The sequence below is a fragment of the Roseobacter sp. EG26 genome (genome assembly GCF_049830555.1).
GTDB lineage: Bacteria > Pseudomonadota > Alphaproteobacteria > Rhodobacterales > Rhodobacteraceae > Roseobacter.
The window spans coordinates 85303-110054 of the sequence record NZ_JBNBLH010000012.1 but is presented as its reverse complement, the minus strand read 5'-3'; the positions used below and the strand labels follow the sequence as shown (position 1 = coordinate 110054).

General features: G+C 59.2%; 23 protein-coding genes. 15 read left to right on the top strand and 8 right to left on the bottom strand.

Annotated elements, in window-relative coordinates; all coding sequences use genetic code 11:
• Positions 1-939: 939 nt before the first annotated feature.
• From idi to ACOTTU_RS20990, 6 genes are read right to left on the bottom strand one after another with little or no spacing between them, the layout of a single operon-like run.
• Entirely contained in the window at positions 940-1479 is a 540-nt protein-coding gene (idi, locus tag ACOTTU_RS21015) for an isopentenyl-diphosphate Delta-isomerase (RefSeq protein ID WP_425660858.1), read from the bottom strand.
• Positions 1476-2654: a geranylgeranyl diphosphate reductase gene (locus ACOTTU_RS21010; RefSeq protein ID WP_425660856.1), complete on the bottom strand. Its 1179-nt coding sequence runs from the start codon at positions 2652-2654 to the stop codon at positions 1476-1478. Before ACOTTU_RS21010 ends, idi begins: the two co-directional genes overlap by 4 nt.
• 3 nt (positions 2655-2657) lie before the next feature.
• Entirely contained in the window at positions 2658-3944 is a 1287-nt protein-coding gene (locus ACOTTU_RS21005) for a BCD family MFS transporter (RefSeq protein ID WP_425660854.1), read from the bottom strand.
• Entirely contained in the window at positions 3941-4849 is a 909-nt protein-coding gene (gene chlG, locus ACOTTU_RS21000) for a chlorophyll synthase ChlG (RefSeq protein WP_425660852.1), read from the bottom strand. The genes ACOTTU_RS21005 and chlG overlap by 4 nt, the downstream gene beginning before the upstream one ends.
• A 49-nt stretch (positions 4850-4898) precedes the next feature.
• Entirely contained in the window at positions 4899-6317 is a 1419-nt protein-coding gene (ppsR, locus tag ACOTTU_RS20995; protein ID WP_298921887.1) for a transcriptional regulator PpsR, read from the bottom strand.
• Positions 6314-7096 carry a cobalamin-dependent protein gene (locus ACOTTU_RS20990; RefSeq protein ID WP_425660850.1) on the bottom strand — a complete coding sequence of 261 codons (783 nt, stop codon included), beginning with the start codon at positions 7094-7096 and terminating at the stop codon, positions 6314-6316. Before ACOTTU_RS20990 ends, ppsR begins: the two co-directional genes overlap by 4 nt.
• A gap of 277 nt (positions 7097-7373) precedes the next feature.
• On the opposite strand from ACOTTU_RS20990, the gene bchF reads away from it, so the two are divergent.
• The 15 genes from bchF to ACOTTU_RS20915 all read left to right on the top strand — a co-directional run bounded on the left by bchF (position 7374) and on the right by ACOTTU_RS20915 (position 23315).
• Positions 7374-7907, top strand: coding sequence for a 2-vinyl bacteriochlorophyllide hydratase (gene bchF, locus ACOTTU_RS20985; protein WP_425660848.1), 534 nt, complete (start codon positions 7374-7376; stop codon positions 7905-7907).
• Positions 7904-9190 carry a ferredoxin:protochlorophyllide reductase (ATP-dependent) subunit N gene (locus ACOTTU_RS20980; RefSeq protein WP_425660846.1) on the top strand — a complete coding sequence of 429 codons (1287 nt, stop codon included), beginning with the start codon at positions 7904-7906 and terminating at the stop codon, positions 9188-9190. Before bchF ends, ACOTTU_RS20980 begins: the two co-directional genes overlap by 4 nt.
• Complete coding sequence (gene bchB / locus ACOTTU_RS20975) at positions 9187-10710, top strand: ferredoxin:protochlorophyllide reductase (ATP-dependent) subunit B (protein ID WP_425660844.1); 1524 nt, start codon at positions 9187-9189, stop codon at positions 10708-10710. Before ACOTTU_RS20980 ends, bchB begins: the two co-directional genes overlap by 4 nt.
• Entirely contained in the window at positions 10700-14272 is a 3573-nt protein-coding gene (locus ACOTTU_RS20970; protein ID WP_425660842.1) for a magnesium chelatase subunit H, read from the top strand. Before bchB ends, ACOTTU_RS20970 begins: the two co-directional genes overlap by 11 nt.
• Before the next feature lie 55 nt (positions 14273-14327).
• A complete protein-coding gene (gene bchL, locus ACOTTU_RS20965) occupies positions 14328-15227 on the top strand; it encodes a ferredoxin:protochlorophyllide reductase (ATP-dependent) iron-sulfur ATP-binding protein (protein WP_298921893.1) in 900 nt (299 codons plus the stop codon).
• Positions 15227-15970, top strand: coding sequence for a magnesium protoporphyrin IX methyltransferase (gene bchM, locus ACOTTU_RS20960; RefSeq protein WP_425660839.1), 744 nt, complete (start codon positions 15227-15229; stop codon positions 15968-15970). Before bchL ends, bchM begins: the two co-directional genes overlap by 1 nt.
• A 32-nt stretch (positions 15971-16002) precedes the next feature.
• A complete protein-coding gene (locus ACOTTU_RS20955) occupies positions 16003-17397 on the top strand; it encodes a PucC family protein (protein ID WP_425660868.1) in 1395 nt (464 codons plus the stop codon).
• Between the two features lie 22 nt (positions 17398-17419).
• Positions 17420-18187, top strand: coding sequence for a photosynthetic reaction center subunit H (gene puhA / locus ACOTTU_RS20950; RefSeq protein ID WP_425660837.1), 768 nt, complete (start codon positions 17420-17422; stop codon positions 18185-18187).
• A gap of 71 nt (positions 18188-18258) precedes the next feature.
• Complete coding sequence (puhB, locus tag ACOTTU_RS20945; RefSeq protein ID WP_425660835.1) at positions 18259-18894, top strand: photosynthetic complex putative assembly protein PuhB; 636 nt, start codon at positions 18259-18261, stop codon at positions 18892-18894.
• 4 nt (positions 18895-18898) lie between these two features.
• Positions 18899-19366 carry a photosynthetic complex assembly protein PuhC gene (puhC, locus tag ACOTTU_RS20940; protein ID WP_425660833.1) on the top strand — a complete coding sequence of 156 codons (468 nt, stop codon included), beginning with the start codon at positions 18899-18901 and terminating at the stop codon, positions 19364-19366.
• Between the two features lie 19 nt (positions 19367-19385).
• Positions 19386-19682, top strand: coding sequence for a hypothetical protein (locus ACOTTU_RS20935; RefSeq protein WP_425660831.1), 297 nt, complete (start codon positions 19386-19388; stop codon positions 19680-19682).
• Complete coding sequence (gene acsF / locus ACOTTU_RS20930) at positions 19679-20794, top strand: magnesium-protoporphyrin IX monomethyl ester (oxidative) cyclase (RefSeq protein WP_425660829.1); 1116 nt, start codon at positions 19679-19681, stop codon at positions 20792-20794. The genes ACOTTU_RS20935 and acsF overlap by 4 nt, the downstream gene beginning before the upstream one ends.
• Positions 20794-21612 (top strand): putative photosynthetic complex assembly protein PuhE, encoded by an 819-nt coding sequence (puhE, locus tag ACOTTU_RS20925; RefSeq protein ID WP_425660827.1) that lies wholly within the window; start codon positions 20794-20796, stop codon positions 21610-21612. The genes acsF and puhE overlap by 1 nt, the downstream gene beginning before the upstream one ends.
• Positions 21602-22816 (top strand): 5-aminolevulinate synthase, encoded by a 1215-nt coding sequence (hemA, locus tag ACOTTU_RS20920; RefSeq protein WP_425660825.1) that lies wholly within the window; start codon positions 21602-21604, stop codon positions 22814-22816. The genes puhE and hemA overlap by 11 nt, the downstream gene beginning before the upstream one ends.
• A gap of 73 nt (positions 22817-22889) precedes the next feature.
• On the top strand, positions 22890-23315 hold the full coding sequence (locus ACOTTU_RS20915; RefSeq protein WP_298921902.1) for a c-type cytochrome: 426 nt from the start codon (positions 22890-22892) through the stop codon (positions 23313-23315).
• 82 nt (positions 23316-23397) lie between these two features.
• On the opposite strand, the gene ACOTTU_RS20910 is transcribed toward ACOTTU_RS20915, so the two are convergent.
• Positions 23398-23646, bottom strand: a complete 249-nt coding sequence (locus ACOTTU_RS20910; RefSeq protein ID WP_425660822.1) for a hypothetical protein — start codon at positions 23644-23646, stop codon at positions 23398-23400.
• Positions 23647-23804: 158 nt separating this feature from the next.
• Complete coding sequence (locus ACOTTU_RS20905) at positions 23805-24485, bottom strand: DnaA N-terminal domain-containing protein (RefSeq protein ID WP_425660820.1); 681 nt, start codon at positions 24483-24485, stop codon at positions 23805-23807.
• Positions 24486-24752: the final 267 nt, after the last annotated feature.

Here is a 24752-nt window from a genome sequence, read left to right as displayed (position 1 = left end):
CTGGAACTCCCTCGCCGCCCGCCGCGCCAAGGAGGTCCGCAAAGCCAGCCAGAGCTGCGATATCTGAGGTCTCCGCCCTGTCAGGCTTTGCTCCCTTCAGCGCCCAAGTGTGACACTTCTACTTTGCGGAGCGGGAGACATTTCTACTTGGTTGCAACATATTTTGTACGCGGGGCACATTCTAAACTGGGTTGCGACAAGTTCTCTATTTTGCTGAAATGCGAGGAGAATGGACATGCGCCACATATAGCTAGAGTTGCGTTGAAGACGTGCTGAGCGCCAAAAGTGCCAGTGAACAAGATCGCCAATCTCCGCTGGGCCGACTATCCCGAGATCAAGCGGAACTATTTTACCGATGACGATCCGCCGAGCTTGAATGGACACTGCGGCATGAATGCCCATAAGTGTGCATCTGACCAGCGTGAGTGGCGGCTATAGGCCAGGACTCGCAAGCGCCGTACCAGAACCACTGAACCGCAAATCGGTACTTTGGGGCGATTTGCCGTCGCCTCATCACAACGCCCCGTGAATGCTTGGGCTCTCTTGCGCCTGCGGAGGTCTTCGAAAGCAGATTGACGAGAACCCAGACCTGTGTGGCATAAAACTACATATCAGAAACTGCGCTTCTGATTAGGTTCACAAGCCCAGGCCGACCAGTGCAACGTGTCTGCAGTTGCTACCAGAGGGATTTGATAGAGCAGCTTGCAAATCAATAGACGCGACTGTTTACGTCGGTATTGAAGGGCATCGCTGCAGTCAGCTGCAGGACACACGGATCGGTTGGGATCCGCGATATGTATTTGTCGCCCTGAGCTGGGCTGGAGTACGCCATCAGGCCCATGGCAATGCGTTTTTTTTACTCGGACCGCCCTATTCAGGAAAAGTGCGGCCTTTTCACGAACAAGTTGCAACCAGCGACACGTCGACCGCACGGTCTCATCAAGAGACCGTAGTTGCCGCCAGATCGCCAAAAATGGTCGCGCCATGGTCGCGTAGGTAAATTTTGAGCCATGGGGTGAAGCGCGTTGGTTCCTCCGCCACTTTCTTTTGCAACTCACCGAAGCGCATCCATTCCACGGCCATAACCTCATCGGGATTTTCGGTAATCGAGAGATCAGTGGAGGTTTCGGCAACATAAACGTCTACGACTTCATGCTCGGTCAGGCCGCCCCCAACATCCGCACGATATTCCAGATGATGCCGGTGCTGTGGGCTCAGACCGGTCACACCGATCTCTTCGTTCAGCCTGCGAATGGCACAATCCAGTGGTGCTTCATCCCAAGCCGGATGCGTACAACAGGTATTCGTCCACAAGCCAGGTGTGTGGTATTTGCTCAACGCGCGCTGTTGCATCAACACCGCGTCACCATCCAGCACAAACACCGACACCGCCTTGTGCCGCAAACCTTTTTGATGCGCTTCAAGTTTTTCTACAGGTGTCAGCGTGCCGTCTACCCAGGCCGGGATCATGATCGTCATATGCGCGTGGGTGACACAAGTCCGGTCAGATGTGCAAGGTTCTTGATGCCGATTTTCAGATGCGCCATCGGACGGGCGCGCACCAGTTTCTTGTTCATGTAGGCTTCAAACGTCAGGCGCTGGACATCAACATCGTGGCACAGTGACACGAAACGTTCGCGTCGGTCATCATTGCGATAATAGGCGTTCTGCATGGAACCCAGCACCTTGAAGACCATCTTGTGTTCTTTCATGAACAAGGCGCGTGCCAGCCGCAAATCCTTGACCCGTCCGGAAGCCAGTGTTGCCGCACAGGCGGTCGCCGCAACACGGCCGCCGACCATGGCGTAATAAATCCCTTCACCCGAAGATGGTGCCACAACGCCCGCAGCGTCGCCCGCCAGTAGCACGTCCTTGCCATTGTCCCAGCGGTCCAGTGGTTTGAGCGGTATCGGTGCGCCTTCGCGGCGCAATGTGTCGCAGTCGCTCAAACCTGCCGCATCGCGCAGAGCCGCGGTTGCCTGCTTGAGATCGACCGACGAGACCTCTGTCCCCATGCCCACGCTGGCGCTGTCCCCATGGGGGAAAACCCAGCCGTAGAAATCGGGCGAAATCTCCCCATCGTAGATCACGTCACAGCGCACGGGGTCGTAAACCGCTGATTTGGCGGGCGCCTTGATGATCTCGTGATAGGCCAACACGTAGGGTATCTTGTCGCCTCCGGGCACCTCGGCACGGCCCACTTTTGAACGCGCGCCATCTGCGCCGATCACCAGTTTTGTCGGTAAGCGCTTTTCCGCACCGGTGGCTTTTTCGCGGTAGAGCACCGCAGGCCCCTGGGCGTCTCTCTCGATGCGCAGGAAGGTCCCAGTCAGCAAATCCGCCCCGGCCTCTGCGGCCCTGTTGCGCAGGAAGGGGTCGAAATCCTTGCGATCGACCATGCCCACGAAACCGTTTTCGATGGGAATGTCCACGTGACGCCCGGTTGGTGAAATCATGCGGGCGGTATTGACCTTGGCAACAAGCTGTTCGTCGCGGATGTCGAAGTCCTGCATGAGGCGGGGCGGAATGGCCCCCCCGCAGGGTTTGATCCGCCCCTCCCGGTCCAGGAGTGCAACCTTGTGACCGGAGTTCACCAGATCAAGTGCAGCGGTTGCCCCGGACGGGCCGCCACCAACGACAACGACATCATACATGGTTCATTCTCCCGGAACCAAAGCTTCATGTGGCAGGACGGGCCGTTCCATTACCCGCTGCGCCATATAGGCAGCGGCCAGAAAGAGCCCCGCCTCAAAGATGAAAACACTACCGAATGCGGCGGCATCGCTGGTTTGCGTTGCGCGCAGGATATCCACCATTGCCGCGCCGACCAATCCGCCGAACCCGGCGGCCAGGGCTTGCGCGGCGCCCCACAACCCCATGCGTGTGCCTTCGCGTGCCGTGCGTCCCTGACCTGCCAGTGCCATCATCGACCCGATGGCCGCCACCGCGAAAACACCGTTGAAAAACCCCAGACAAACCACGGCGGGCAGCAGCGGCGCGCCCGCGCCAGCCTTTCCCAGCAGCGCGATTGTCACCAGCATAAGGGCGGAGCCGAGACAGCCGCCAATAACCCAGGCCCTGAGGCTTCCGATCTTGAAGCCGGTGGCCATCAGGCCCACCAGTACCATGCCCAGAAAGACGCCGCCATTTTGAGCGCCGGAAAGAGAGGTCGACTGGCCCGGTGTGAACTGGAAAACAAGGCCCGCGTAGGGCTCCAGAATGAGTTCCTGCATGAAATATGCGGTCATCGACAGAAATACAAAGAGGGTGAAATTGCGGGCATGGCGCTCCGACCAGACTTCGGCAAGTCCTGCGCGAAAGGGCATCTGGGTTGGTTCCGGGGCCGCCTCGACCTGCGCTTCGACACGCCAGATGGCAAGGCAGGTCAAGACTACCGCGCCACCGGTCACGAAAGCGACGATTTTCAAAAGCAGGCCGGAGGAATAAGGGTCAAGCTGCGCGCCCACCACCCCGGCGGTAATTGCAATGCCCGCGATCATCATCAGCCAACTGATGGTGGCCGCAGCGGCCCGGCGATGCGGCGCGGTGGCCGTTGCCAGAAGCGCCAGAAGCGACGTCCCGGATGCACCCACACCCAGACCGATCAACGCATAGGCCAGCACCGAAAGGATCATGCCAATCGCAAAGCTGGTCTCCAGCAGGACAACGCCATAGGCGGCCAGCATGGCCCCAAGCGCGAGGGCGATCATACCCCCGATGATCCAGCGTGTCCGGTTGCCGCCGGTATCTGACAGAAACCCCCAGTTCGGGCGTGTGATCTGGATGCCGTAGTGCAATGCCACCAGCAAACCCGGCAGCACCGCGGGCAAGGCCAGTTCAACGACCATCAGCCGGTTCAGCGTAGAGGTCGTCAGCACCACGATGGCACCGAGGCACATCTGCACCAGACCCAGACGCACAATGGAAAGCCAGCTTAATGTCATGACAACCCCCCCAATCCGCGCAGGGCAAAGGCCGCGATCATCATGCCACTGACGTAGAGCAGCACGCCCGTTCCATTGTACCAGGGCGCCTTCGCTTTCGGGTCCTTGAACATGATCGTCATGGCCCAGAACTGTGCGCACAAAACGGCCAGAACGCCTAACGCATGGAATGGTTTGTCCCACAGGAACAAAAGGCCAATCACGGCCAACTGTGGCACGCTCATCACGGCGCAGGCGACCCTGGCGGCGCCTTCCGGCCCTAGGGTGACAGGCAGCGATTGAACGCCTGTCTGGCGGTCTCCCTCCAACGCCTTGAAGTCGTTCAGGGTCATGATCCCATGTGCCCCAATGCCATAGAGAACGGCGACTAAGGTCACTTCGCCCGAAGGTGCACCCGCAGCCAGTACCGCCGCACCGGTGAACCAAGGGAGGGTTTCGTAGCTCAAGCCCACAAGGCCGGGACCGTATATGCCAGACCGTTTCAGGCGAATGGGTTCGGCGGAATAGGCCCAGGCCGCGAGAACACCGAGGATCGTGGCGCCAAACCCCCATGGCCCCAATTGCCAACCCACCACCAGTGACAGGGCGGACATGGCACAAGCGATCCAAAGGCCCCAACGACCGGGAATGCGCCCTGACGGAATGGGCCGATCGGGTTCGTTGATGGCATCCACATGCCGGTCGCACCAGTCATTGGCCGCCTGGCTCATGCCGCAAACAATAGGACCTGCCAGAATGACGCCCAACACAACAAGCAACCACTGTCCCGATGGCGAGGCACCGGATGAGATCACACCGCACAGATACGCCCACATTGGCGGAAACCATGTAATGGGCTTGATAAGTCGCAGCGCGGCTGCTGGTTCAGGAAAACGGCGCGACTGTATGACCTGAGTGACAGACATGTGTAAACTATGACTGACACTTTGAGTCGGCGCAAGAGGTCTGGCAGGTTTACCCGTTCTTGCTGAGCAATCCGTATTTGCGCAGCTTCACGTAGAGGCTTTGGCGTGACAGGCCCAGCATCTCCGCGGCGGCCACGCGGTTGTTACCGGTGAGCTCAACCGCTGTTTCGATGCACATTTTTTCGACCACATCGGTGGTTTCAGCCACAATCTCCTTGAGCGAAGTCGATCCGACAAGATCCATGACACTCCGCGCTGGCTGTGCGGGCGTCTGAGCGGGAATTGTTGCCGATCCCCGCGCGGCTTCGCCACGGCTGACATCCCTGACGACGCAGCCAACGATGGCATCGCCCGACGCATCGAGGGGCGTTGCCGAAATCTCGACAGAGAGCCTCGCACCCAGGTCGTTGATCAGCTTGGTGGCGTAAATCCGCATCTGCCCACCGCGATGGCTGCGATCTGTCAGAACATCCAGATCGATGCGTCCGCGCCCCAGAAAGTCCGAGAAACTGCGTCCCACCACATCCGTCAGATGCGCCGCTCCGACCATATCGAGAAAACTCTCGTTGACGGAAGTGATCACACCCTCACCCGACAGAAAGGCCATGGCGTCGCTACCGGCACGGAACAATGCCAAAGCCTGCGAAGCAGCCGCATCCGGTGCGGTCGCATCGCCCTCGCTGGCAAGCCGACACAACAGGATGCGCTGGCCTCCTGCGCGAAACACCACTGGCCGCACGATAATCGACTGCCCCGACTGGGAAGAACGCAGCTGAACGCTGCCCCCCTCCTCAGACAATGTGGCGTTCATCAGGCTTTCAATCAGCTCACCCGTTGCGCGATCAGAGAAATAATGTGCAAAAGACCCGCCCTTGAGCGCGCCAACCTTCAAACCCAGCAACGCCGCCGCCGCCTCATTCGCGTCTTCAATGCGCCCGGTCTGCACGGAAACAAAAGCGATCGCCTGATCCGCGTTCGCCAGCAAAACCCGGAACCGCGCATCGAACTCACGGCGCGTCTCATAGCCCTGTTCCAAAGCAATCTGGGCTTGCACAAGCTGTTGTTGCGTTTCGGCGATAGGACGTAAATCCCGCCCCAACAGCAGCGCGGCATTCTCCTGCCCAAAGCGGTGGAAAGTATAACGAACCGGGTATTGCCAAACCGCATTATCGTAGTGGTTCAACTCCAGCGGTTTGTTCGGAACTTCACCGGACAGATAAGCAGCATGGGCGGCCTCAAACTTCGGCGCCGTCTCCCGGGTGAGAAATTCAACCAACGGGCGGCTTTCCCAATGCTTCAGATTGCCAAAGGACTCACTGTGCGTGTTCAGTACCACGCTGAGGATCTTGCCTTCTGCCGAAATGACCAAGGCAATGTCTGACGCCGCGCCGATGATACTGCTTAAAAACTCAGGTTCGATCAGGGGAACAGCGCCGCTGCTCCAGAAGGTATTTGCACCCTTGGTCATAAACCCGTCAGCGCTTGATCATGATGCGCATAAAACGCCAAGGCATCTTTCACGCTTCTGGTTACAATATCCACGCCCGTCCGATCCTTCAAATTCTCTGCTTCGTCGAGAACCCCGCCTCCAAGGGCGATCACCGGGCTATCTGACAAGGTTGCCCGAATGGTTTGCACGGTCTCGCAGACAGTTTCAAGGGTCTCGCGCCGCGCGCAGGAGATCAAAATCAGTTGAGGATGTTCATCTTTCAACCGTGCGTTGAGATAACCCATGGATTCATCAAACGACAGGCTCACCCCACAGCCTAACCGGCGCAGTTGCGCCGCTATCACGTTGACACCCAGGAAGTGCTGCTGACCCTTCGGCAATACGACCAGCGACTGTGGCCGGTCATCAATCAGGGCCGCATCGAGGTCGACTTGCGCCATCGTTTCGTCCAGCAAGGCCTGAAGTCTCATCGCCCCGATGGTAACGTCCGCGAAGGAAATCTCGTCGTCCTTCCATTCCTGACCCAACGCGCAGGCTGCGCGCGGGATAAACAGATCGACAATCGTATCAAGGGACAGATCACGCTCCCTGAGCTCATCCAGAATGACAAATGGCTCGAAGATGCGTTTCGCAAGGATGGCACGCACAAGATGATCCAGTGCGTCCTGACAACCCTCGTCCCGATTAGCCGCCTGCGTGACGGACATCATTGAACTGGCTGACGAAACATACCCATCCACAAAACTGGACCGGTTATGTTGAAAGCCACGTGCGGTTATGTGATCAGATTGCGACATGGTTCCACCCGTGCAATTTCTGAAGCCCCCACGGCACACCGTGCAAAACTTCCCCTAAAATCTCGACGTTGACGGCCACAATGTCAAATCAAATTGACATGTTTCCCAATTTCAGCAGCCGCAACTTCATCAATAAACCCCGATTTTCACTTATTATCAAAGCAACCAAGCGTTATCCTCGGAGTTTCGCATTCCCTCAGGTGTCAATCCAGTTAGTCACCTATGTAAGTTATAGTTGACACTTTTCCAACATAGCCGCTACCGTTAAAGGCAGAAAATGGGAGAGGGCATCCGCACGATGTGCAGCCAAGAGGCTCGAAAATCGGCCCCGGCAGGTCTTTACACGGCTGAAGAACGCGCCCGTCGCGACCAAACCATTTGGACACTGATTCAGGGCATTCTGGCCCCCCTTCAATTTGCCGTATTTCTGATCTCCCTGGCACTGGTCATACGCTATCTTGTGAGCGGCCTGGGTTATGAAGTTGCAACCCTGTCGATACTGATCAAAACCTTCCTGTTGTACACGATCATGATCACCGGTGCGATTTGGGAAAAAGTTGTTTTCGGCCAATACCTTTTCGCGCCGGCATTCTTCTGGGAAGACGTCTTTTCCTTTGCCGTGATTGCCCTTCACTCAGCCTATGTCTGGGCGCTTGTTTCCGGCGCGCTGGAACCCGCCTCACTGATGGCGTTGGCATTGGCGGCCTACGCCGCCTATGTGATCAACGCGGCCCAGTTCATCCTTAAGTTGCGAGCGGCGCGCAAGCAGGCAAACATGACGCCAAATTCGGCGAGTGAGGTGCCCGCATGACCGAACTCCCGCGCCTTGTAACTTCCGGTGGTTGCCGCGACGAACCGATTCTAAAGCAACGCGGCCAGCGGGAAGTATTTTGCGGATTAACCGGCATTATCTGGCTGCACCGCAAGATGCAGGATGCGTTTTTCCTCGTGATCGGCAGTCGGACCTGCGCGCATTTGCTGCAATCCGCTGCTGGCGTCATGATTTTTGCGGAGCCACGGTTCGGAACAGCGATTCTCGAAGAAACCGACCTCGCAGGTCTCGCGGACGCGCATGCGGAACTGGATAAGGTCGTTGACCAGTTGCTGGCCCGGCGCAAGGACATCAAACAACTGTTTCTGGTCGGGTCCTGCCCGTCCGAGGTGATCAAGATTGATCTGTCCCGTGCGGCGGAACGCATGACAGAGAAATACGCGCCCTCTGTGCGTGTGCTGAATTTCTCCGGATCGGGCATTGAGACAACTTTCACGCAAGGCGAAGACGCTTGCCTTGCCTCAATGGTGCCGGTTTTGCCGCAAACCGATGCGCGCCAGTTGCTGCTGGTCGGCGCATTGCCGGATGTGGTGGAAGAGCAGGCCGTGTCGCTGCTGACGGACATGGGCATCGGCCCGGTCAAGGTCCTGCCAGCCCCCCGGTCGGACACGGATCTGGCCGTTGGTGAGAACACCGTTTTCGCATTGACGCAACCTTTTCTTGGCGACACGCATGCCGCTCTGGAACGGCGCGGCGCGCGTCATCTGGCGGCTGCCTTCCCCTTTGGCGAAGAAGGCACCACCGCATGGCTTCGTGTGATCGCGCAGGAATTCGGCGTCAGTCAGGAGACGTTTGATCGCGTGACCGAAGCCCCCCGCGCTCGGGCCCGCAAAGCGATTTCGCAAGCGGCGGACGCCTTGCAGGGCAAATCCATCTTCTTTTTCCCCGACAGCCAGCTTGAGATCCCGCTCGCGCGTTTTCTGACCCGCGAATGTGGCATGGAGGCCGTCGAGGTGGGCGCGCCTTTTATTCACAAAGGCATCGTGGGGCCGGATCTCGATATGTTGGCGCAAGGGCCGACGCTCTCAGAAGGTCAGGACGTTGATCTGCAACTTGACCGGTGCCGCGCGGCACGGCCCGACCTGACGGTCTGCGGCCTTGGGTTGGCCAACCCGCTGGAAGCCGAAGGTCTGGCCACCAAATGGGCGATCGAACTGGTTTTCACGCCGGTGCATTTCTACGAACAGGCGGGCGATCTGGCCGGTCTCTTTTCCCGTCCCGTGCGCCGGTCGGACCTCCTGAAACTGGAGGCAAGCGCATGAAGCTGACCGTTTGGACATATGAAGGCCCACCGCATGTAGGCGCCATGCGTGTCGCAACAGGCATGACGGGGCTGCACTACGTGCTGCACGCGCCACAAGGCGATACCTACGCCGATCTTCTCTTCACAATGATCGAACGGCGCGACCACCGCCCACCCGTGACCTACACGACATTTCAGGCGCGCGATCTGGGCTCTGACACGGCGAACCTTTTCAAAACGTCGCTGCAGGATGCCTATGCGCGGTTCGAGCCCGAAGCGCTGATCGTCGGTGCCTCCTGCACGGCGGAACTCATCCAGGATGATCCGGGCGGCATGTCCGAAACTATGGACATTCCGGTGCCCGTTATTCCGCTGGAACTGCCCAGTTACCAACGCAAAGAGAACTTTGGCGCGGATGAGACGTTCTTCCAGATCGTGCGCGCGCTGGCCGAACCCATGCAAAAAACGGCGCAGGTCACCTGCAATCTGATCGGGCCGACCGCTTTGGGGTTCCGGCACCGCGACGACATTACCGAGATGACCTCGCTGCTGTCGGATATGGGCATCAGCGTGAATGTGGTGGCCCCGATGACCGCATCGCCCTCGGACATCAAACGTCTGGGTGCGGCGCATTTCAACGTGCTGATGTACCCCGAAACAGCCGAGACCGCAGCCCGCTGGATGGCGCGCGAACTGGATCAACCCTATACCAAAACGGTGCCCATCGGCGTCGGAGCCACCCGCGATTTCGTCAAGGAAGTGGCTGAGATCACCGGGCTGAAACCCTATCTGGACGACACCCGGCTGCGCCTGCCGTGGTATTCGAAATCCGTTGACAGCACCTATCTGACCGGCAAGCGGGTCTTTCTCTTTGGCGATGGCACCCATGTGGCCGCAGCGGCGCGCATTGCGCGTGACGAGATGGGTTTCGAGGTGGTGGGCATGGGCTGCTACAACCGCGAGATGGCACGCCCGATCCGCGCCCTCGCCAGGGATTATGGCATCGAGGCATTGATCACCGACGACTATCTGGAAGTCGAACGTGTGATCGAAACCCTTCAGCCGGAAATGATCCTTGGCACCCAGATGGAGCGCCATATCGGCAAGCGCCTTGGCATCCCCTGCGCCGTCATTTCCGCGCCCGTCCATGTGCAGGATTTTCCGGCGCGCTATTCACCGCAGATGGGGATTGAAGGGGCCAATGTCATTTTTGACACCTGGGTGCATCCGCTGGTCATGGGGCTGGAAGAGCACCTGCTGCACATGTTCCGCGACGATTTCGAGTTTCACGATGCGGCGGGTCCGTCGCATCATGGTGGTCACGCGCCCAAACCGGACATGGCAGAGGCTGACGCCCAGATCCCCGCGACCGCCAGCAATGTCATCTGGCTGGATGACGCGGAACGGGAACTGAAGAAGATACCGTTTTTCGTGCGTGGCAAGGCCCGGCGCAATACCGAAACCTTTGCCAGTGAACGCGGTGTTGCGGAAATCAGTGTCGAAACCCTTTACGAGGCCAAGGCCCATTATGCGCGATGATCGTGGCATAAACGGGCAATTGCCCGGATATCGCGTCGTGATCCTGACGCTCGACAGCCATGCGGCTGGCCCGGCGATGCGCGCAATGGACCGGTTGAGCCAGGACTATCCCGGCCTCTCGTTGTCGATCCATGCGGCTGCCGAATGGGGTGAGAGCCCCGGTGCTTTCGAGGCGGCGGAAGAGGCCGTGCAGAACGGCGATATCATCATCTCAAACCTGCTGTTTCTGGAAGAACATATTTCGCGCATTCTGCCCGCGCTGGAGGCCCGCAGGGACCATTGTGATGCGATGATCGGCGTGATTGCCGATGCGGCGATTGTGAAGCTGACGCGCATGGGGTCGCTGGACATGATGGCCCCGCAATCCGGCACCATGAAGCTGATGAAGCGCTTGCGCGGGTCCTCCAAACCCTCCAGCTCATCCGGTGCGCAGAAAATGGCGCTGCTGCGGCGTTTGCCGAAAATTCTCAAGTTTATCCCGGGCAAGAGCCAGGATTTGCGCGCATGGTTCCTGACCATGCAATACTGGCTCGGCGGCTCTGACGACAATGTCGAAGCGATGGTGCGCTTTCTCATCAATCGCTATGCCAAACACCCCGGCTGGGATCTGGCACCGGACGCCGCAGCGCCGGTCGAATACCCCGACGCGGGGCTTTATCACCCGGATCTGCCGGGACGTATCACCACCGATGCCGCGCAAGCGCCCTCGCCAGAGAACGCGACAATGACGGTCGGCTTGCTGATGATGCGCTCTTATGTGCTCTCCTCCGACACGGCGCATTACGATGCTGTCATCCGGGCTTTTGAAGCGCGCGGTATCCGTGTCTTGGCCGGGTTTGCCGGCGGTCTGGACGCACGGCCCGCCATTGATGCCTATTTTCGCGATGGCGCGGATGTGAAAATCGACGCGCTGGTCTCCCTGACCGGGTTTTCGCTGGTCGGTGGCCCTGCCTATAACGACAATGCGTCGGCGATTGATGTGCTGAACAGCCTTGATGTGCCTTATATCGCGGCCCATCCGCTGGAGTTTCAGACCCTCGACCAATGGTCAGCCTCGGCGCAGGGGTTGGGGCCCATCGAGACCACGATGCTAATCGCGCTGCCGGAACTGGACGGTGCCACCACGCCCACGGTTTTTGCCGGCCGACACGGGCAAAATGGATGCAGCGGATGTGCGCATCAATGTGTGGCCAGTGATCAGGTCAAGGCGATGGCACCCTGTCCCGAACGGGTGGCGGCGCTTGTTGCGCGCGCAGAAAAACAGGTGAAGCTGCGGCAATCTGAAACCTTCAACAGGACCGTCGGGATTGTGCTTTTTGGCTTCCCGCCCAATGCCGGTGCTGCGGGGACCGCCGCCTACCTGAGCGTTTTTGAAAGCCTTTTCAATACGTTGAACCGTATGAAAACCGAAGGCTACGATGTCGATGTACCAGATTCGGTTGAGGCATTGCGCACCGCTGTTCTGGAAGGAACGGCCAAACAGTATGGGCAGGAGGCCAATGTTGCAGGTCACGTAAGTGCTGATGACATCGTCCGCCAAACGCCCTGGCTCAAAGAGATCGAGGCGCAATGGGGTCCGGCCCCGGGGCGCGTGCAATCAGACGGGCGTGGTGTCTTTGTTCTGGGCCAGCACTTCGGCAAGGTCTTTGTTGGTCTGCAACCGGGTTTCGGCTATGAAGGCGACCCCATGCGCCTGCTGTTTGAGCGTGGATTTGCCCCGACCCATGCGTTCACGGCGTTCTACCTGTGGCTCAAAAATACGTTGCAGGCGGATGTTCTGCTGCACTTCGGCATGCATGGCGCGCTGGAGTTCATGCCCGGCAAACAAGCCGGACCCTCGGGCGCGGATTGGCCAGACCGGCTGATTGGCGACATGCCCAACGTCTATCTCTATGCGGCCAATAACCCGTCCGAGGCTACATTGGCCAAACGTCGCAGCAATGCGGTGACGATCAGCCACCTGACGCCGCCACTGGCCACCGCCGGGCTTTACAAGGGGCTGGCAGAACTCAAGGACAGCCTGACCCGTTGGCGCAGCACCGCCCCCGATGCGTCAGAGCGTGAGGAATTGGAAAACCTGATCGCCGAACAGGCCGCCGCCGTCGATATGGAGGGTATTGCTGCCGATGCGCTCTGGATCAAACTGCTTGAAACCGAAGATGCGCTGATCCCGGATGGGCTGCATATTGTCGGCCAACCCCTGACGGACGCCGCGCGGGCGGAATATCTGGCGATCCTGCCGGAGGTGGACGACGCAACCCGCGCGCGGATCAATGATCTCTTGCAGAAAGAAACCGAACTTGATGCTTTGATGGCGGCCCTTGCCGGTCATTTCACGCCGCCCGTGGCTGGGGGCGACCTCATCCGCTCGCCGGAAATCCTGCCAACGGGCCGCAATATCCATGCCTTTGATCCCTTCCGCATGCCCACTGCCTTTGCCTGTCAGGACGGCGCAAAACAGGCGCAACTGCTGCTTGAGACGCATAAGACATTGCCGCGCACGGTGGCGCTGGTGCTGTGGGGCAGCGATAACATCAAGTCCGATGGCGGCCCGATTGCGCAGGCGCTTGCGTTGATGGGCTGCGTGCCCCGATTTGACAGCTTTGGCCGGATTTCAGGCGCTGATCTGATCCCGCTCGCAGAGCTTGGGCGTCCGCGCATTGATGTGATCATGACACTTTCGGGTATCTTCCGGGACCTCTTGCCGCTGCAGACCCGCATGCTGGCCGAGGCCGCGCTGAAATGCGCCAGGGCAGATGAACCGATTGCCCAGAATTTCATTCGGGCGCATGCGCTGGCCTATGCGGAAAAGACAGGCTGTGACATTGAAGAGGCCGCCTTGCGGGTCTTTTCCAACGCCGAAGGGGCTTACGGGTCCAACGTCAACGGTTTGGTCGACAGTTCCGCCTTTGGGGACGAAGATGAGCTGGCCGATGCCTATGAAGCACGCAAGAGCTTTGCCTACGGCACCGATGGCAAGGCCGCCGCCAATACCGCGCTGCTGCAAGCCACTCTGGCCGAGGTCGACGTGGCTTATCAAAATCTTGAATCGGTCGAACTGGGCGTCACCACGGTGGATCACTATTTCGACACGCTGGGCGGCATTGCCAGGGCCGTCAAACGCGCCAGAGGATCCGACGCGGCGGTTTATATCGGTGATCAGACCCGCGGCAGCGGCAAGGTCCGCACGCTCCGGGATCAGGTGGCGCTGGAAACACGCGCCCGCAGTCTCAATCCGAAGTTCTTTGAAGGTCTTTTGAAACACGGGCCAGAAGGCGTGCGCCAGATCGAAGCGACGGTGACCAATACGCTGGGGTGGTCGGCCACCACCGGTCAGGTTGACCCTTGGGTCTACCAGCGCATTTCCGAAACCTTCGTGCTTGATGAAGAGATGCGCCAACGCCTCGCCGATCTCAATCCGACAGCTTCCAGCCGCATGGCCAATCGCCTGCTGGAAGCTCATGACCGCAATTACTGGTCCCCCGATGCCGACACACTCTCCGCGCTGCAAGACGCGGCAGATGCTCTTGAGGACCAACTCGAAGGGATCGCGGCCCAATGACCGCATCCCTCACATTTACCCCAAGGGGAGCGCGCCCCTTTGAAAGGACATTGATATGAGCCCACTTGACAGAACACCGCCGGTTTTGCGCGGGCAAGATGGTGAAGGCTCCGTGCAGGTGCATCAGGACGCATCCGCCCGGATCGAAGGGGCCAAGGTATTCTCCGTCTATGGCAAGGGCGGCATTGGCAAATCGACAACCTCCAGCAACCTCTCGGCGGCGTTTTCGATGCTGGGCAAACGGGTGCTGCAAATCGGATGTGACCCGAAACATGACAGCACCTTTACCCTGACGGGGACGCTGGTGCCCACAGTGATCGACATCCTCAAGGAGGTGGATTTCCACCCCGAAGAACTGCGCGCCGAGGATTTCGTCTTTGACGGGTTCAACGGCGTGAAATGTGTCGAAGCGGGCGGTCCGCCGGCGGGTACGGGCTGCGGTGGCTACGTGGTCGGCCAGACCGTGAAACTGCTGAAACAGCACCACCTGCTGGATGATACCGATGTGGTGATTTTTGATGTTCTGGGGGATGTGGTTTGCGGCGGTTTTGCGGCCCCCTTGCAACACGCCGACCGCGCGCTGATCGTTACGGCCAATGATTTTGACAGCATTTACGCGATGAACCGCATTATCGCGGCGGTGCAGGCGAAATCGGCCAACTACAAGGTGCGGCTGGCGGGCTGCGTGGCCAACCGGTCGCGCGAAACCGACGAGGTGGATCGTTACTGCAAGACCGTGGGCTTCAACCGAATTGCGCATATGCCTGATCTGGACGCCATCCGGCGGTCCCGGCTGAAGAAAAAGACACTGTTCGAGATGCCGGATGAAGAAGACGTCGTGCAGGTGCGCCGCGAATATGTCCGATTGGCCGAAACCCTGTGGAACGGGACAGAACCGCTGGCCCCTGCCCCGCTGCCGGACCGCGAAATTTTCGAGCTGTTGGGATTTGATTGATGCGCGACGTCGCCCCCTTCCCGCCACAGGCACCCTTGTCTGAGCCCGCCCAACAGGCGCGGCCGGGATATGATGCGACGCGGGACCGGGTGGAGACCTATTTTGACAAGACCGCCACCAGAACATGGGAGCGTCTGACCTCGGACGCGCCGGTGTCCAAAATCCGCGAAACCGTGCGGCGCGGGCGGGACCGGATGCGTGCCTTGATGCTGAGCCGGTTGCCCGCTGATCTGTCCGGTCACCGGGTGCTGGATGCGGGTTGCGGCGCCGGGCAGATGACCGTTGAGCTGGCAAAACGCGGTGCCGAGGTGCTGGCCATCGACATTTCGCCAGCCCTTGTCGACATCGCCGAAAAGCGCCTGCCATCAGAGCTGCGCGATCAGGTGACATTCACCTCCGGGGATATGCTGAGCCCCGCGCTTGGCCGGTTTGATCACGTCATCGCCATGGACAGCCTGATCTATTATGACGCCAATGATATCGCGCTGGCGCTGGCCGGACTGGAAGCGCGCACCGGCAACGTGATCGTATTCACGGTGGCCCCGCGCACGCGGCTCCTGATGGCCATGTGGTATGCGGGCAAGCTATTCCCACGTTCAGACCGCAGCCCCGTGATGATCCCGCATGCGTCCGGGCCTCTGGCGAAAGCCGCCCGTGCCAATGGTGTCGTCGGGGAGATTCGCCCCGTCGAGCGCGTGTCCTCGGGCTTCTACATCAGCCACGCGATGGAGGTGCGCAGGTGAGTTCCCGCCTCAAAAGCCTGTCGCTCAAGGCGATGCCCTTTGCGGATGCGGCCAGCGCCGATTTGCCCATGGGGCAATTGCTGCGGTTGTCGCTCTTTCAGGTTTCTGTCGGCATGGCCTCGGTGCTGCTACTGGGTACGCTGAACCGGGTGATGATCGTGGAGTTGAGCGTTCCGGCGATGATTGTGGCGCTGATGATCGCGCTGCCGGTTCTGATCGCCCCCTTCCGCGCTCTGCTGGGCTTCCGGTCCGACACCTATAAATCCGCGATTGGCTGGAAGCGTATTCCATACCTCTGGTTTGGATCGCTGTGGCAATTCGGCGGGCTGGCCATCATGCCCTTCGCGCTGCTGGTGCTGGGCGGTGATGTGGTGCATGACATTCCCTTTGCCGGTGAAGTGCTGGCGGGTCTTGCGTTCCTGATGACGGGGCTGGGCCTGCACATGACCCAAACCGCCGGGCTGGCACTGGCCTCTGACAGAGCCACCGAAGAAACCCGCCCGCGCGTTGTGGCCCTGCTCTATGTCATGTTTCTGGTCGGCATGGGCATTTCGGCGTTGATCATGGGCGCGTTGCTGACCGACTTCACCCCGCTGAAACTGATCCGTGTGGTGCAGGGGGCAGCCGTCGTGGGCGTTGCCCTGACGTTAATTGCCCTTTGGAAACAAGAACATGTACGTCCCATGAGCCGCGCCGAACGCGACACCCCGCGCCCTGCCTTCGCAGATGCCTGGCAGGATTTCATGGCAGGGGGTCAGGCGGGTCGTTTGCTGGCCTGTGTCTTTGTCGGCACCATGGCCTTCAACATGCAGGACGTGCTTCTGGAACCTTACGGCGGTGAGATTCTGGGGCTTTCGGTCTCGGCAACAACGCTGCTGACCGCACTTTGGGCCGCGGGCGCGCTGATCGGGTTTGCCCTCGCCGGGCGACAGCTTTCCAAAGGATCAAACGCCTACCGCCTCGCAGGCGGCGGCGTTGTTGCCGGCATCTGGGCGTTTTCCGTGGTGATTTTCGCGGCCCCGATGAATTCGAATGTCCTGTTTTTCGCCGGTGCCGGCCTGATCGGCTTTGGCGGTGGCCTATTCGCCGTGGCGACACTCACGGCCGCGATGAGCATGCCCGCAAAAGGAACCGCCGGACGCGGGCTTGCACTGGGCGCCTGGGGCGCAGCGCAGGCCACGGCGGCGGGTCTTTCCATCGCTCTGGGTGGCGGCCTGCGGGACTGGATCGACCATGCGGCCACCTCTGGCCATATGGGCGAGGCCCTCAACAGCCCCGCAACCGGATATTCCTTCGTTTACCACACTGAGATTGGCCTCTTATTCGCCACGCTCGTAATCCTGGGACCGCTCGTGCGCCAAAGTGGCTCCCTCACACCGACGGAACGCGGCAGGCAGCCATTGGGCCTGGCCGATTTCCCCACATGACCCCGTTTCAGGAGGAAACAACATGACTGGAACATTCTTTGGCGAATTTGATCTGGCGAGCCTGTCGCTGTGGCTCTTTTACGCCTTCTTTGCGATCCTGATCATCTACATCCAGCGTGAAAACATGCGTGAAGGCTATCCGCTGGAAGACGACGAAGGCAACAAATCCTCCAATCCCAGCATGTGGCCGCTGCCCGAAGACAAGACGTTCAAACTGCCCCATGGGCGTGGTGAAGTGACCGTGCCAAGCGGTCAGACGCCCGAGCGGGAAGATATCGCGTTGAAGCGGGTCGGTCCCGGCAATGGCTATCCGCTGGAGCCTACGGGCGATCCGATGCTGGACGGCGTTGGCCCGGCCAGTTGGGCGCCGCGCCGCGACGCCCCCGAACTGGACGGTCACGGGCACCCCAAGATCGTGCCGATGTCGGGTGCCGAAGGGTTCCATGTGGCCGCAGGGCGGGACCCGCGCGGGTTGCCCGTCATGGCGGGCGACGGCGAGATTGTGGGCAAGATCACCGACATGTGGCTGGATGAGCCCGAACAGCTTGTCCGCTATCTTGAGATGGAACTGGACAATAAATGGGGGTCGGGCACGCGCCTGATGCCCATCACCTTTGCCAAGATCAAATCGGACCGCGTGAACGTTCATGCGCTTTACGGCAAGCATTTTGCCACGATCCCGAAAATCGCCAGCCCCCGTCAGGTGACGCTGCTCGAAGAGGATAAAATCTCCGGATACTACGGTGGCGGCAAATTGTTCGCCGGCAACCGCGCGGAACCGAAGCTTTGATCCTGTGAAACCCATTCGGGGCGGCCCATCGCCCCGGACCCGATACTGAAACGCCCAAGGAGATACTCGCCATGTCTCATCACGATGACTTCGAAATCGAGCCCGTTGAGGGGCTGCCTGCGGAACCTCCCAAGGGAGAGGAAATCCTCTGGCAGGGCCGCCCCGATTGGTGGGCGCTCAGCATCGAAGCGCTCAGTCTCAAATGGGTCGCGGGGTATTTCATCCTGCTTGCGGTCTGGCGCTTCATCTCTGTAGTTGATCTGCTGCCGCTGGGTCAGGCCATCGGATCGGCTGTGCCCTTCGTTATGCTGGGTCTGCTGGTCTGCGGATTGCTGACGCTGGTGGCCTACGTTCAGGCGCGCGCGACGATGTATACCGTCACGGATGCGCGCGTGGTCATGCGCATCGGGGCGGCGCTGACCATCACGCTCAACCTGCCTTACACACAGGTCAGCAACGCCATGCTGGATTTACGCAAACGCGGCACCGGCACCATCGCGCTGGAAACCATGGGGGACACCCGGCTGAGCTACCTTGTCTGCTGGCCGCATGTGCGCCCCTGGCATATCAAGCACACCCAACCCGCCCTGCGCTGCATTCCGCAAGCCGAAAAAGTCGCGGCCCTTCTGGCGGAGGCCGCCGAAGCGCGCATTTCCATGCCGCAAATCGTCCGGGTGGCCCCGCAAAACGCCGTGGCGGCGGAGTGAGATCATGACAACGCAAACACAGCCCCGCATCCATGCCAAGCCGGACGATCTGGTGCCCCGTATCCTCGTGCGGGTGATGTTTGGGCTGGTGGCCTCAGTGCTGCTCATTGTCAGCTACGCCACCTTCACCGGACGGCCGCTGGAAAGCACGCCCCCCATTGCCGACATCATCGCAGAACGGGCCATCGTGCTGACCGGTGACGCCTCCGGTGCCGCGCGGGTGCTGGATGTGCACGGTGTCGTCATCGCCGATTTTGCCGCCGACAAAGGCGGTTTTGTTGCCGGTGTCGAGCGGGTGATTGCCCGCGAACGCGCCAAGGTCGGGATCGCCCCCACCGTCCCCGTTTTACTGCAATTGCGCGCAGGCAACCGCCTGTCGCTTTTCGACCCCGCCACCGGATGGTCAGCCGAGCTTATGGGTTTCGGCGCATCCAACACCCGCACCTTCGCCAGGCTGCTGGACCAACCCTGACCCAAGGAGGAAGCCACTCATGGGACTACTGACGAAAGAATTTGAGCGTGCGCCCTGCACCGTTGAAATCAGCCACAAGTTCGAGAGCCTGCACGCGCATGTGCGGTTCAACAACGGCGCTGTCATCTATCCGGGCGACGAAGTGAAAGTGCATGGCGAGGAGATCATGGCCCCCTTTGGTGAGATTGTCTCCGAGGACCGCGAGGCTACGATCATCCGCGCCAGCAAGCTTGAACAACTCTGGACCCGCCTGACGGGTGAATTCGAGGTCATGGAGCTGTGTGAATTTTCCTTCTCCGAGGAGGTCACGCTATGAATGCTCCGATCAAACACACCTCCGAGATCACCGACGCCGAAGAGAGCCTGAAGGTTCAGGAGGCGCAATCCGTTCTCGACAGCACATCCGCCACCGAAGTCGCCATGCAGAACACTCTGCTGACACCGCGCTTCTATACCACCGATTTTGATGAGATGGACGCGATTGACGTCTCCCCGGTGCGCGAAGACTGGGACAAGCTGATCGCCCAGATGGTCGCTGACCCCAACAAGGGCCACTTCAAGAAAAACGAAGACTGGGACCATGTGGATTGGGACGGGATGGAGCCCGGCCTGAAGAAGGAATTCATCGATTTCCTGATCTCTTCCTGCACCGCCGAGTTTTCGGGCTGCGTGTTGTACAAGGAAATGAAACGCCGCGGCAACAACAAGGACATCACCCAGCTTTTCCAGCTGATGGCACGGGATGAGGCGCGGCATGCCGGGTTCATCAATGATGCCCTGCGCGAAGCGGGCGTGGCGGTGAACCTCGGGTTTCTGACGCAGAAGAAGAAATATACCTACTTCCGGCCCAAGTTCATTTATTACGCCACCTATCTTTCCGAGAAGATCGGCTATGCGCGCTACATCACCATCTTCCGGCATCTGGAGAAACACCCCGAGCACCGCTTTCACCCGATTTTCAAGTGGTTTCAGGAGTGGTGCAATGATGAATTCAGCCACGGCGAAGCCTTTGCCCTGCTGATGAAGACCGACCCGAAACTGACCCAGGGCATGAACGTCTACTGGATCAAATTCTTCCTCACGGCAGTTTATTCCACGATGTATGTGCGCGACCACCAGCGCCCGGCCTTCCATGACGCGCTTGGGGTTGATCCCGACTGGTATGCCCATGAGGTCTTCACCAAAACCTCCAAGCTCAGCGAACAGATCTTCCCGATCACGCTCGATATTGACCATCCGCGTTGGCAAAGCGGGTTGGAGAAAATGCAAAAGGCCAATGCCGATCTGGCCAGGGCGGCCGAAGAGGGCCGTTTCTTTGCCAAGATCGGAGCGCAGGTCCGGGCCGTCAGCGCCTTTGTCTCGCTGATCACGATCCCGGCCAAGAAGCATCAGGTGCCTGCTTCCACAAGACTGGAGCCCGCCTACTAATGAGCTTCTGGACCCCCGCGCTTTTCGCCCTTTTTGTCTGGTGGTTTTCCACCGGGGCGATCCTGTGGGTGGTGAAATCCTCCGACCGGGATGGATCCCGCGCCCGCAAACGCGCGGTCCTTCTGGGCCTACCCTTTCTGGGCGCAGGGGTCTCGGCTTTCTGGGCAACTTTGCACGACACCTCCGCCTTCGGGGCCTATGTCGGGTTTTTGTCGGCGCTGGCGATCTGGGGCTGGGTCGAGCTTGCGTTTCTGTCGGGCGTCATCACCGGCCCGAACCGAAATCCCCTGCCGGAAAACGTACCGGAATGGGAGCGGTTCATTCGCGCCTGGGGCACGCTGGCCTATCACGAGATGCTGCTGGTCGCGACGCTGATCGCCATGTTTCTGATCGACTGGAACCTGGCTGCCAGCAATAAATTCGCCACATGGACCTTCGCGGTGCTCTTTTTCGCCCGCATTTCGGCCAAGCTGAACCTGTTTCTGGGGGTTCCCAAGATCAACATTGATTTTCTGCCCTCAACACTGGCGCATTTGCCCAGCCATTTCCGGCACCGCCAGTTGAACTGGCTCTTTCCGGTATCGATCACCGCACTGTCCTTTGCCGCCGCCTGCTGGCTGGAGCGGCTCTACGCCGCGCAAACACCCGGCACGGCGGCAGGGTTTTCCCTGCTGACCGCCATCACCGTTCTGGCCCTGCTGGAACACTGGATGATGGTTCTGCCGATCCCGGACGAAAAACTCTGGCGCTGGATGCTTCCGACGCCCAAACCCACCCAAGAATCGACACACCACCAAGGGGGACATCATGGACTTTGATGCACTGTTCCAGGCACAGCTCGACGCGCTGAAGGACGACGGAAACTACCGGATATTTGCGGAACTGGAGCGTAAGGCAGGGGCTTTTCCTACCGCCAGATGCCATGATGACGACAGCCCTGATCAGGTGACCGTGTGGTGTTCGAACGATTATCTGGGGATGGGCCAGCACCCGGCGGTGATCCAGTCCATGAAGGATGCGATCGACAATTGTGGTGCGGGTGCGGGTGGCACGCGCAATATCTCCGGGACCAATCACAATCACAAGCTGCTGGAGGCGGAACTGGCCGACCTGCACGGCAAGGAGCAGGCGCTGCTCTTTACTTCGGGTTATGTCTCCAACTGGGCCGCGCTGAGCACACTGGGCGCGCGCATCCCTGACTGTGTGATCCTCAGCGATGAGCTGAACCACGCCTCGATGATCGAAGGCATCCGCCATTCCCGCGCCAACAAGGTGCTGTGGCGGCACAATGACCCCGAAGATCTCGACCGCAAACTCTCCGCCCTACCCGCCAATGCCCCCAAGATCGTGGCTTTTGAAAGCGTCTATTCGATGGACGGCGATATTTGCCCGATGAAAGAGATCGTAGAGGTGGCCGAAAAGCACAACGCCATGACATATCTGGACGAGGTGCACGCGGTGGGGCTCTATGGCCCGCGCGGTGGTGGCATTTCAGAACGTGAGGGGCTGGCAGACCGCATCACCTTGATCGAAGGCACGTTGGGCAAGGCTTACGGCGTCGTAGGCGGCTATATTACGGGCTCTGAGGCCCTTTGCGACTTTATCCGCTCCTTCGCCTCCGGATTCATCTTTACGACCGCTCTGCCCCCTGCCGTGGCCGCCGCGGCGCAAACGTCAATTCAGCATCTCAAAAATTCCAGCACGGAACGCAAAATGCAACGCGAACGCGTCGCATACCTGCGCAAGCGGCTGGACATGGAAGGTATCCCACATCTGAAGAACCCCAGCCACATCATCCCTGTGATGATTAAGGATCCGGTCAAATGCCGGATGATCGCGGATTATCTGATGCAGCAGTACGGAATCTATGTCCAACCCATCAACTATCCGACAGTTCCCAAAGGCACGGAGCGTCTGCGTTTCACCCCTTCCCCGCTGCATAGCGCGGAAGATATCGAACATCTTGTGAACGCGCTCAAAGACCTTTGGAAACAATGCGCAATTTCCCACGCAGTTGCCTGATATCGCGGCAATGTGACTGTTGACTCTCGCTGTTATCTCCTACGTTGTGTCTCAAGCAACTTAGGAGATAACGATGACACGTACCTTTGCAGCCATCCTTGCACTCAGCTTCGCCGCCCCTGCGTTTGCGGACGGACATTCCACCGGAGATGCCGAAGCTGGCGAAAAAACATTCAACAAGTGTAAATCCTGCCACATGATCGTTGCAGATGATGGCACGGTTGTTGTCAAAGGCGGGAAAACCGGCCCGAACCTCTATGGGGTGATCGGACGGACCGCCGGCACTGCGGATTTCAAATACGGCAAAGATATCGTGGCGGCGGGTGAAGCCGGGCTGGTTTGGGACGAAGCGAACCTTGCCGAATATGTCGCTGACCCACGCGAATTCCTCAAAACCACGCTGGATGATCCAAAGGCAAAATCGCGGATGTCCTTCAAACTCAAGAAGGGAGGCGAAGATGTTGCCGCCTACCTTGCTTCGGTCGGCCCGCAAAGCTGATACATCAGAAATCTGACCAAGGCCGCCGCCCCTCGCCCGGGCGGCGGCGTTTTTTGTAGCCTCCCGTCAACGGTCGCGCCGTCTAGTAACTGATCAACAGCGGCACGCTAAAATCGTTCATCGGGTGATCCGTAGCTCCGGCATTCCCGCTTATCTGCGGCATCGAACAGGCGCCAACAACGAACACCAACCCAAGAAATGCAGCGGTTGAGATTATGCGTCCCGGAATGGTCCGAGATTTCGGGATTTGCATGCGCGTGGTGCGCTCCGCACCAGCCAAATCCTCAGCGCCGCGTGCAAAAATGAACTTTCCATCAAAATTATTGGTCATCGTTCAAGCCTTTCCAATTTCAAACAAAACCTCAGGCAAGCACCTGACGTTGAGCTCGAAATTGTAGGGCTGGCGTTTCAATCGGATGTCGCGCCGGGCAGTTCAAAGTTTCGATTGTTTCAAACTGATTTCTCTTCGGCCGCGTTTGATGCCATCAATCAAACGACGATGCGGATTTCGGCAACATCGGCATCTATCTCCTGACAGGCTTTCAGCAGGCGACCTTCCAGATGTGTCTGAACATATGCCGCATGAAATCTCGACGGTGCTCGGAGGGTCAAACGCCCCCCTGCCCTCTCGGCACGCTCCAAAGACGCGATCCAACTGGAGTAGCTGGCCATGTCCTCTGCGTGCAACAGAGCTTTGGAGAGAGCCCACTCCGTACCACTTGACACATCGGGCACTGCAACCTTGCCGCGGACAGGCAAAGGCACAACTTTTTCTGGCAGAACCTCCTTGCCCATACGCAACTCGAAATCGCTGCCCACATACTCCCAGGCAGCTTCCGTATCGCTCAACAGCTGATCAATACCCAACCCATATTGGGTCACTCGCCCGCGCGCGCCCTGACGTTTGACCACAAGCCAGCCCTTGGCCCTAAAAAGAGCCATCTCACGTTTTACTGTACGTTCATCCACCGACCACAGACGCGCAATTTCGCGTTGTCCCACAGCAAGCTCGTCGCGGGCCCAGTTGTAACGCGCGGTAATCAAGGTAATCAGCCGAAGTGCCCTGCGTTGATCATGTTTGCCCAACGCCAGCGCAAATGCGCCAAGTGCTGTCAGCAAATCATATTTACGCGCAGAAGCTCCGCGACCCACTGGTTTCGTGGAATACATGGCCCTGCCTTCATTCTGTAAGATGCGCGCTTTTAAAAGCTGCGCCTGCCTCAAATACGGGCTGATCAATCAGCCTCTTGTGATGGTTAGCCCGCAAAACCCGCCGCTAATCCATTCCGTTCCCTGATTTGCGTCCGAAGTTCCGATTCTGTCAAGCGTTGAGTGAATCTGATCGGCGGCAAAGATCATATATCGAAAAGAAATATCGGTATAAAGGTATTGGGGGACGACTTATATGTCCCCCAATAGCGTTGTTTTGTCACCCAA

Excerpts from the sequence above, each read along its gene's own strand:
- ACOTTU_RS20990 (WP_425660850.1), bottom strand. The coding sequence starts at position 7,096 with ATGTCGCAATCTGATCACATAACCGCACGTGGCTTTCAACATAACCGG.
- idi (WP_425660858.1), bottom strand. The coding sequence starts at position 1,479 with ATGACGATCATGATCCCGGCCTGGGTAGACGGCACGCTGACACCTGTA.
- ACOTTU_RS21010 (WP_425660856.1), bottom strand. The coding sequence starts at position 2,654 with ATGTATGATGTCGTTGTCGTTGGTGGCGGCCCGTCCGGGGCAACCGCT.
- puhC (WP_425660833.1), top strand. The coding sequence starts at position 18,899 with ATGACAACGCAAACACAGCCCCGCATCCATGCCAAGCCGGACGATCTG.
- ppsR (WP_298921887.1), bottom strand. The coding sequence starts at position 6,317 with ATGACCAAGGGTGCAAATACCTTCTGGAGCAGCGGCGCTGTTCCCCTG.
- bchB (WP_425660844.1), top strand. The coding sequence starts at position 9,187 with ATGAAGCTGACCGTTTGGACATATGAAGGCCCACCGCATGTAGGCGCC.
- hemA (WP_425660825.1), top strand. The coding sequence starts at position 21,602 with ATGGACTTTGATGCACTGTTCCAGGCACAGCTCGACGCGCTGAAGGAC.
- ACOTTU_RS20970 (WP_425660842.1), top strand. The coding sequence starts at position 10,700 with ATGCGCGATGATCGTGGCATAAACGGGCAATTGCCCGGATATCGCGTC.
- ACOTTU_RS20905 (WP_425660820.1), bottom strand. The coding sequence starts at position 24,485 with ATGTATTCCACGAAACCAGTGGGTCGCGGAGCTTCTGCGCGTAAATAT.
- ACOTTU_RS20955 (WP_425660868.1), top strand. The coding sequence starts at position 16,003 with ATGCCCTTTGCGGATGCGGCCAGCGCCGATTTGCCCATGGGGCAATTG.
- ACOTTU_RS20980 (WP_425660846.1), top strand. The coding sequence starts at position 7,904 with ATGACCGAACTCCCGCGCCTTGTAACTTCCGGTGGTTGCCGCGACGAA.
- puhA (WP_425660837.1), top strand. The coding sequence starts at position 17,420 with ATGACTGGAACATTCTTTGGCGAATTTGATCTGGCGAGCCTGTCGCTG.
- ACOTTU_RS21005 (WP_425660854.1), bottom strand. The coding sequence starts at position 3,944 with ATGACATTAAGCTGGCTTTCCATTGTGCGTCTGGGTCTGGTGCAGATG.
- acsF (WP_425660829.1), top strand. The coding sequence starts at position 19,679 with ATGAATGCTCCGATCAAACACACCTCCGAGATCACCGACGCCGAAGAG.
- puhB (WP_425660835.1), top strand. The coding sequence starts at position 18,259 with ATGTCTCATCACGATGACTTCGAAATCGAGCCCGTTGAGGGGCTGCCT.
- bchL (WP_298921893.1), top strand. The coding sequence starts at position 14,328 with ATGAGCCCACTTGACAGAACACCGCCGGTTTTGCGCGGGCAAGATGGT.
- ACOTTU_RS20910 (WP_425660822.1), bottom strand. The coding sequence starts at position 23,646 with ATGACCAATAATTTTGATGGAAAGTTCATTTTTGCACGCGGCGCTGAG.
- ACOTTU_RS20935 (WP_425660831.1), top strand. The coding sequence starts at position 19,386 with ATGGGACTACTGACGAAAGAATTTGAGCGTGCGCCCTGCACCGTTGAA.
- puhE (WP_425660827.1), top strand. The coding sequence starts at position 20,794 with ATGAGCTTCTGGACCCCCGCGCTTTTCGCCCTTTTTGTCTGGTGGTTT.
- chlG (WP_425660852.1), bottom strand. The coding sequence starts at position 4,849 with ATGTCTGTCACTCAGGTCATACAGTCGCGCCGTTTTCCTGAACCAGCA.
- bchM (WP_425660839.1), top strand. The coding sequence starts at position 15,227 with ATGCGCGACGTCGCCCCCTTCCCGCCACAGGCACCCTTGTCTGAGCCC.
- bchF (WP_425660848.1), top strand. The coding sequence starts at position 7,374 with ATGGGAGAGGGCATCCGCACGATGTGCAGCCAAGAGGCTCGAAAATCG.
- ACOTTU_RS20915 (WP_298921902.1), top strand. The coding sequence starts at position 22,890 with ATGACACGTACCTTTGCAGCCATCCTTGCACTCAGCTTCGCCGCCCCT.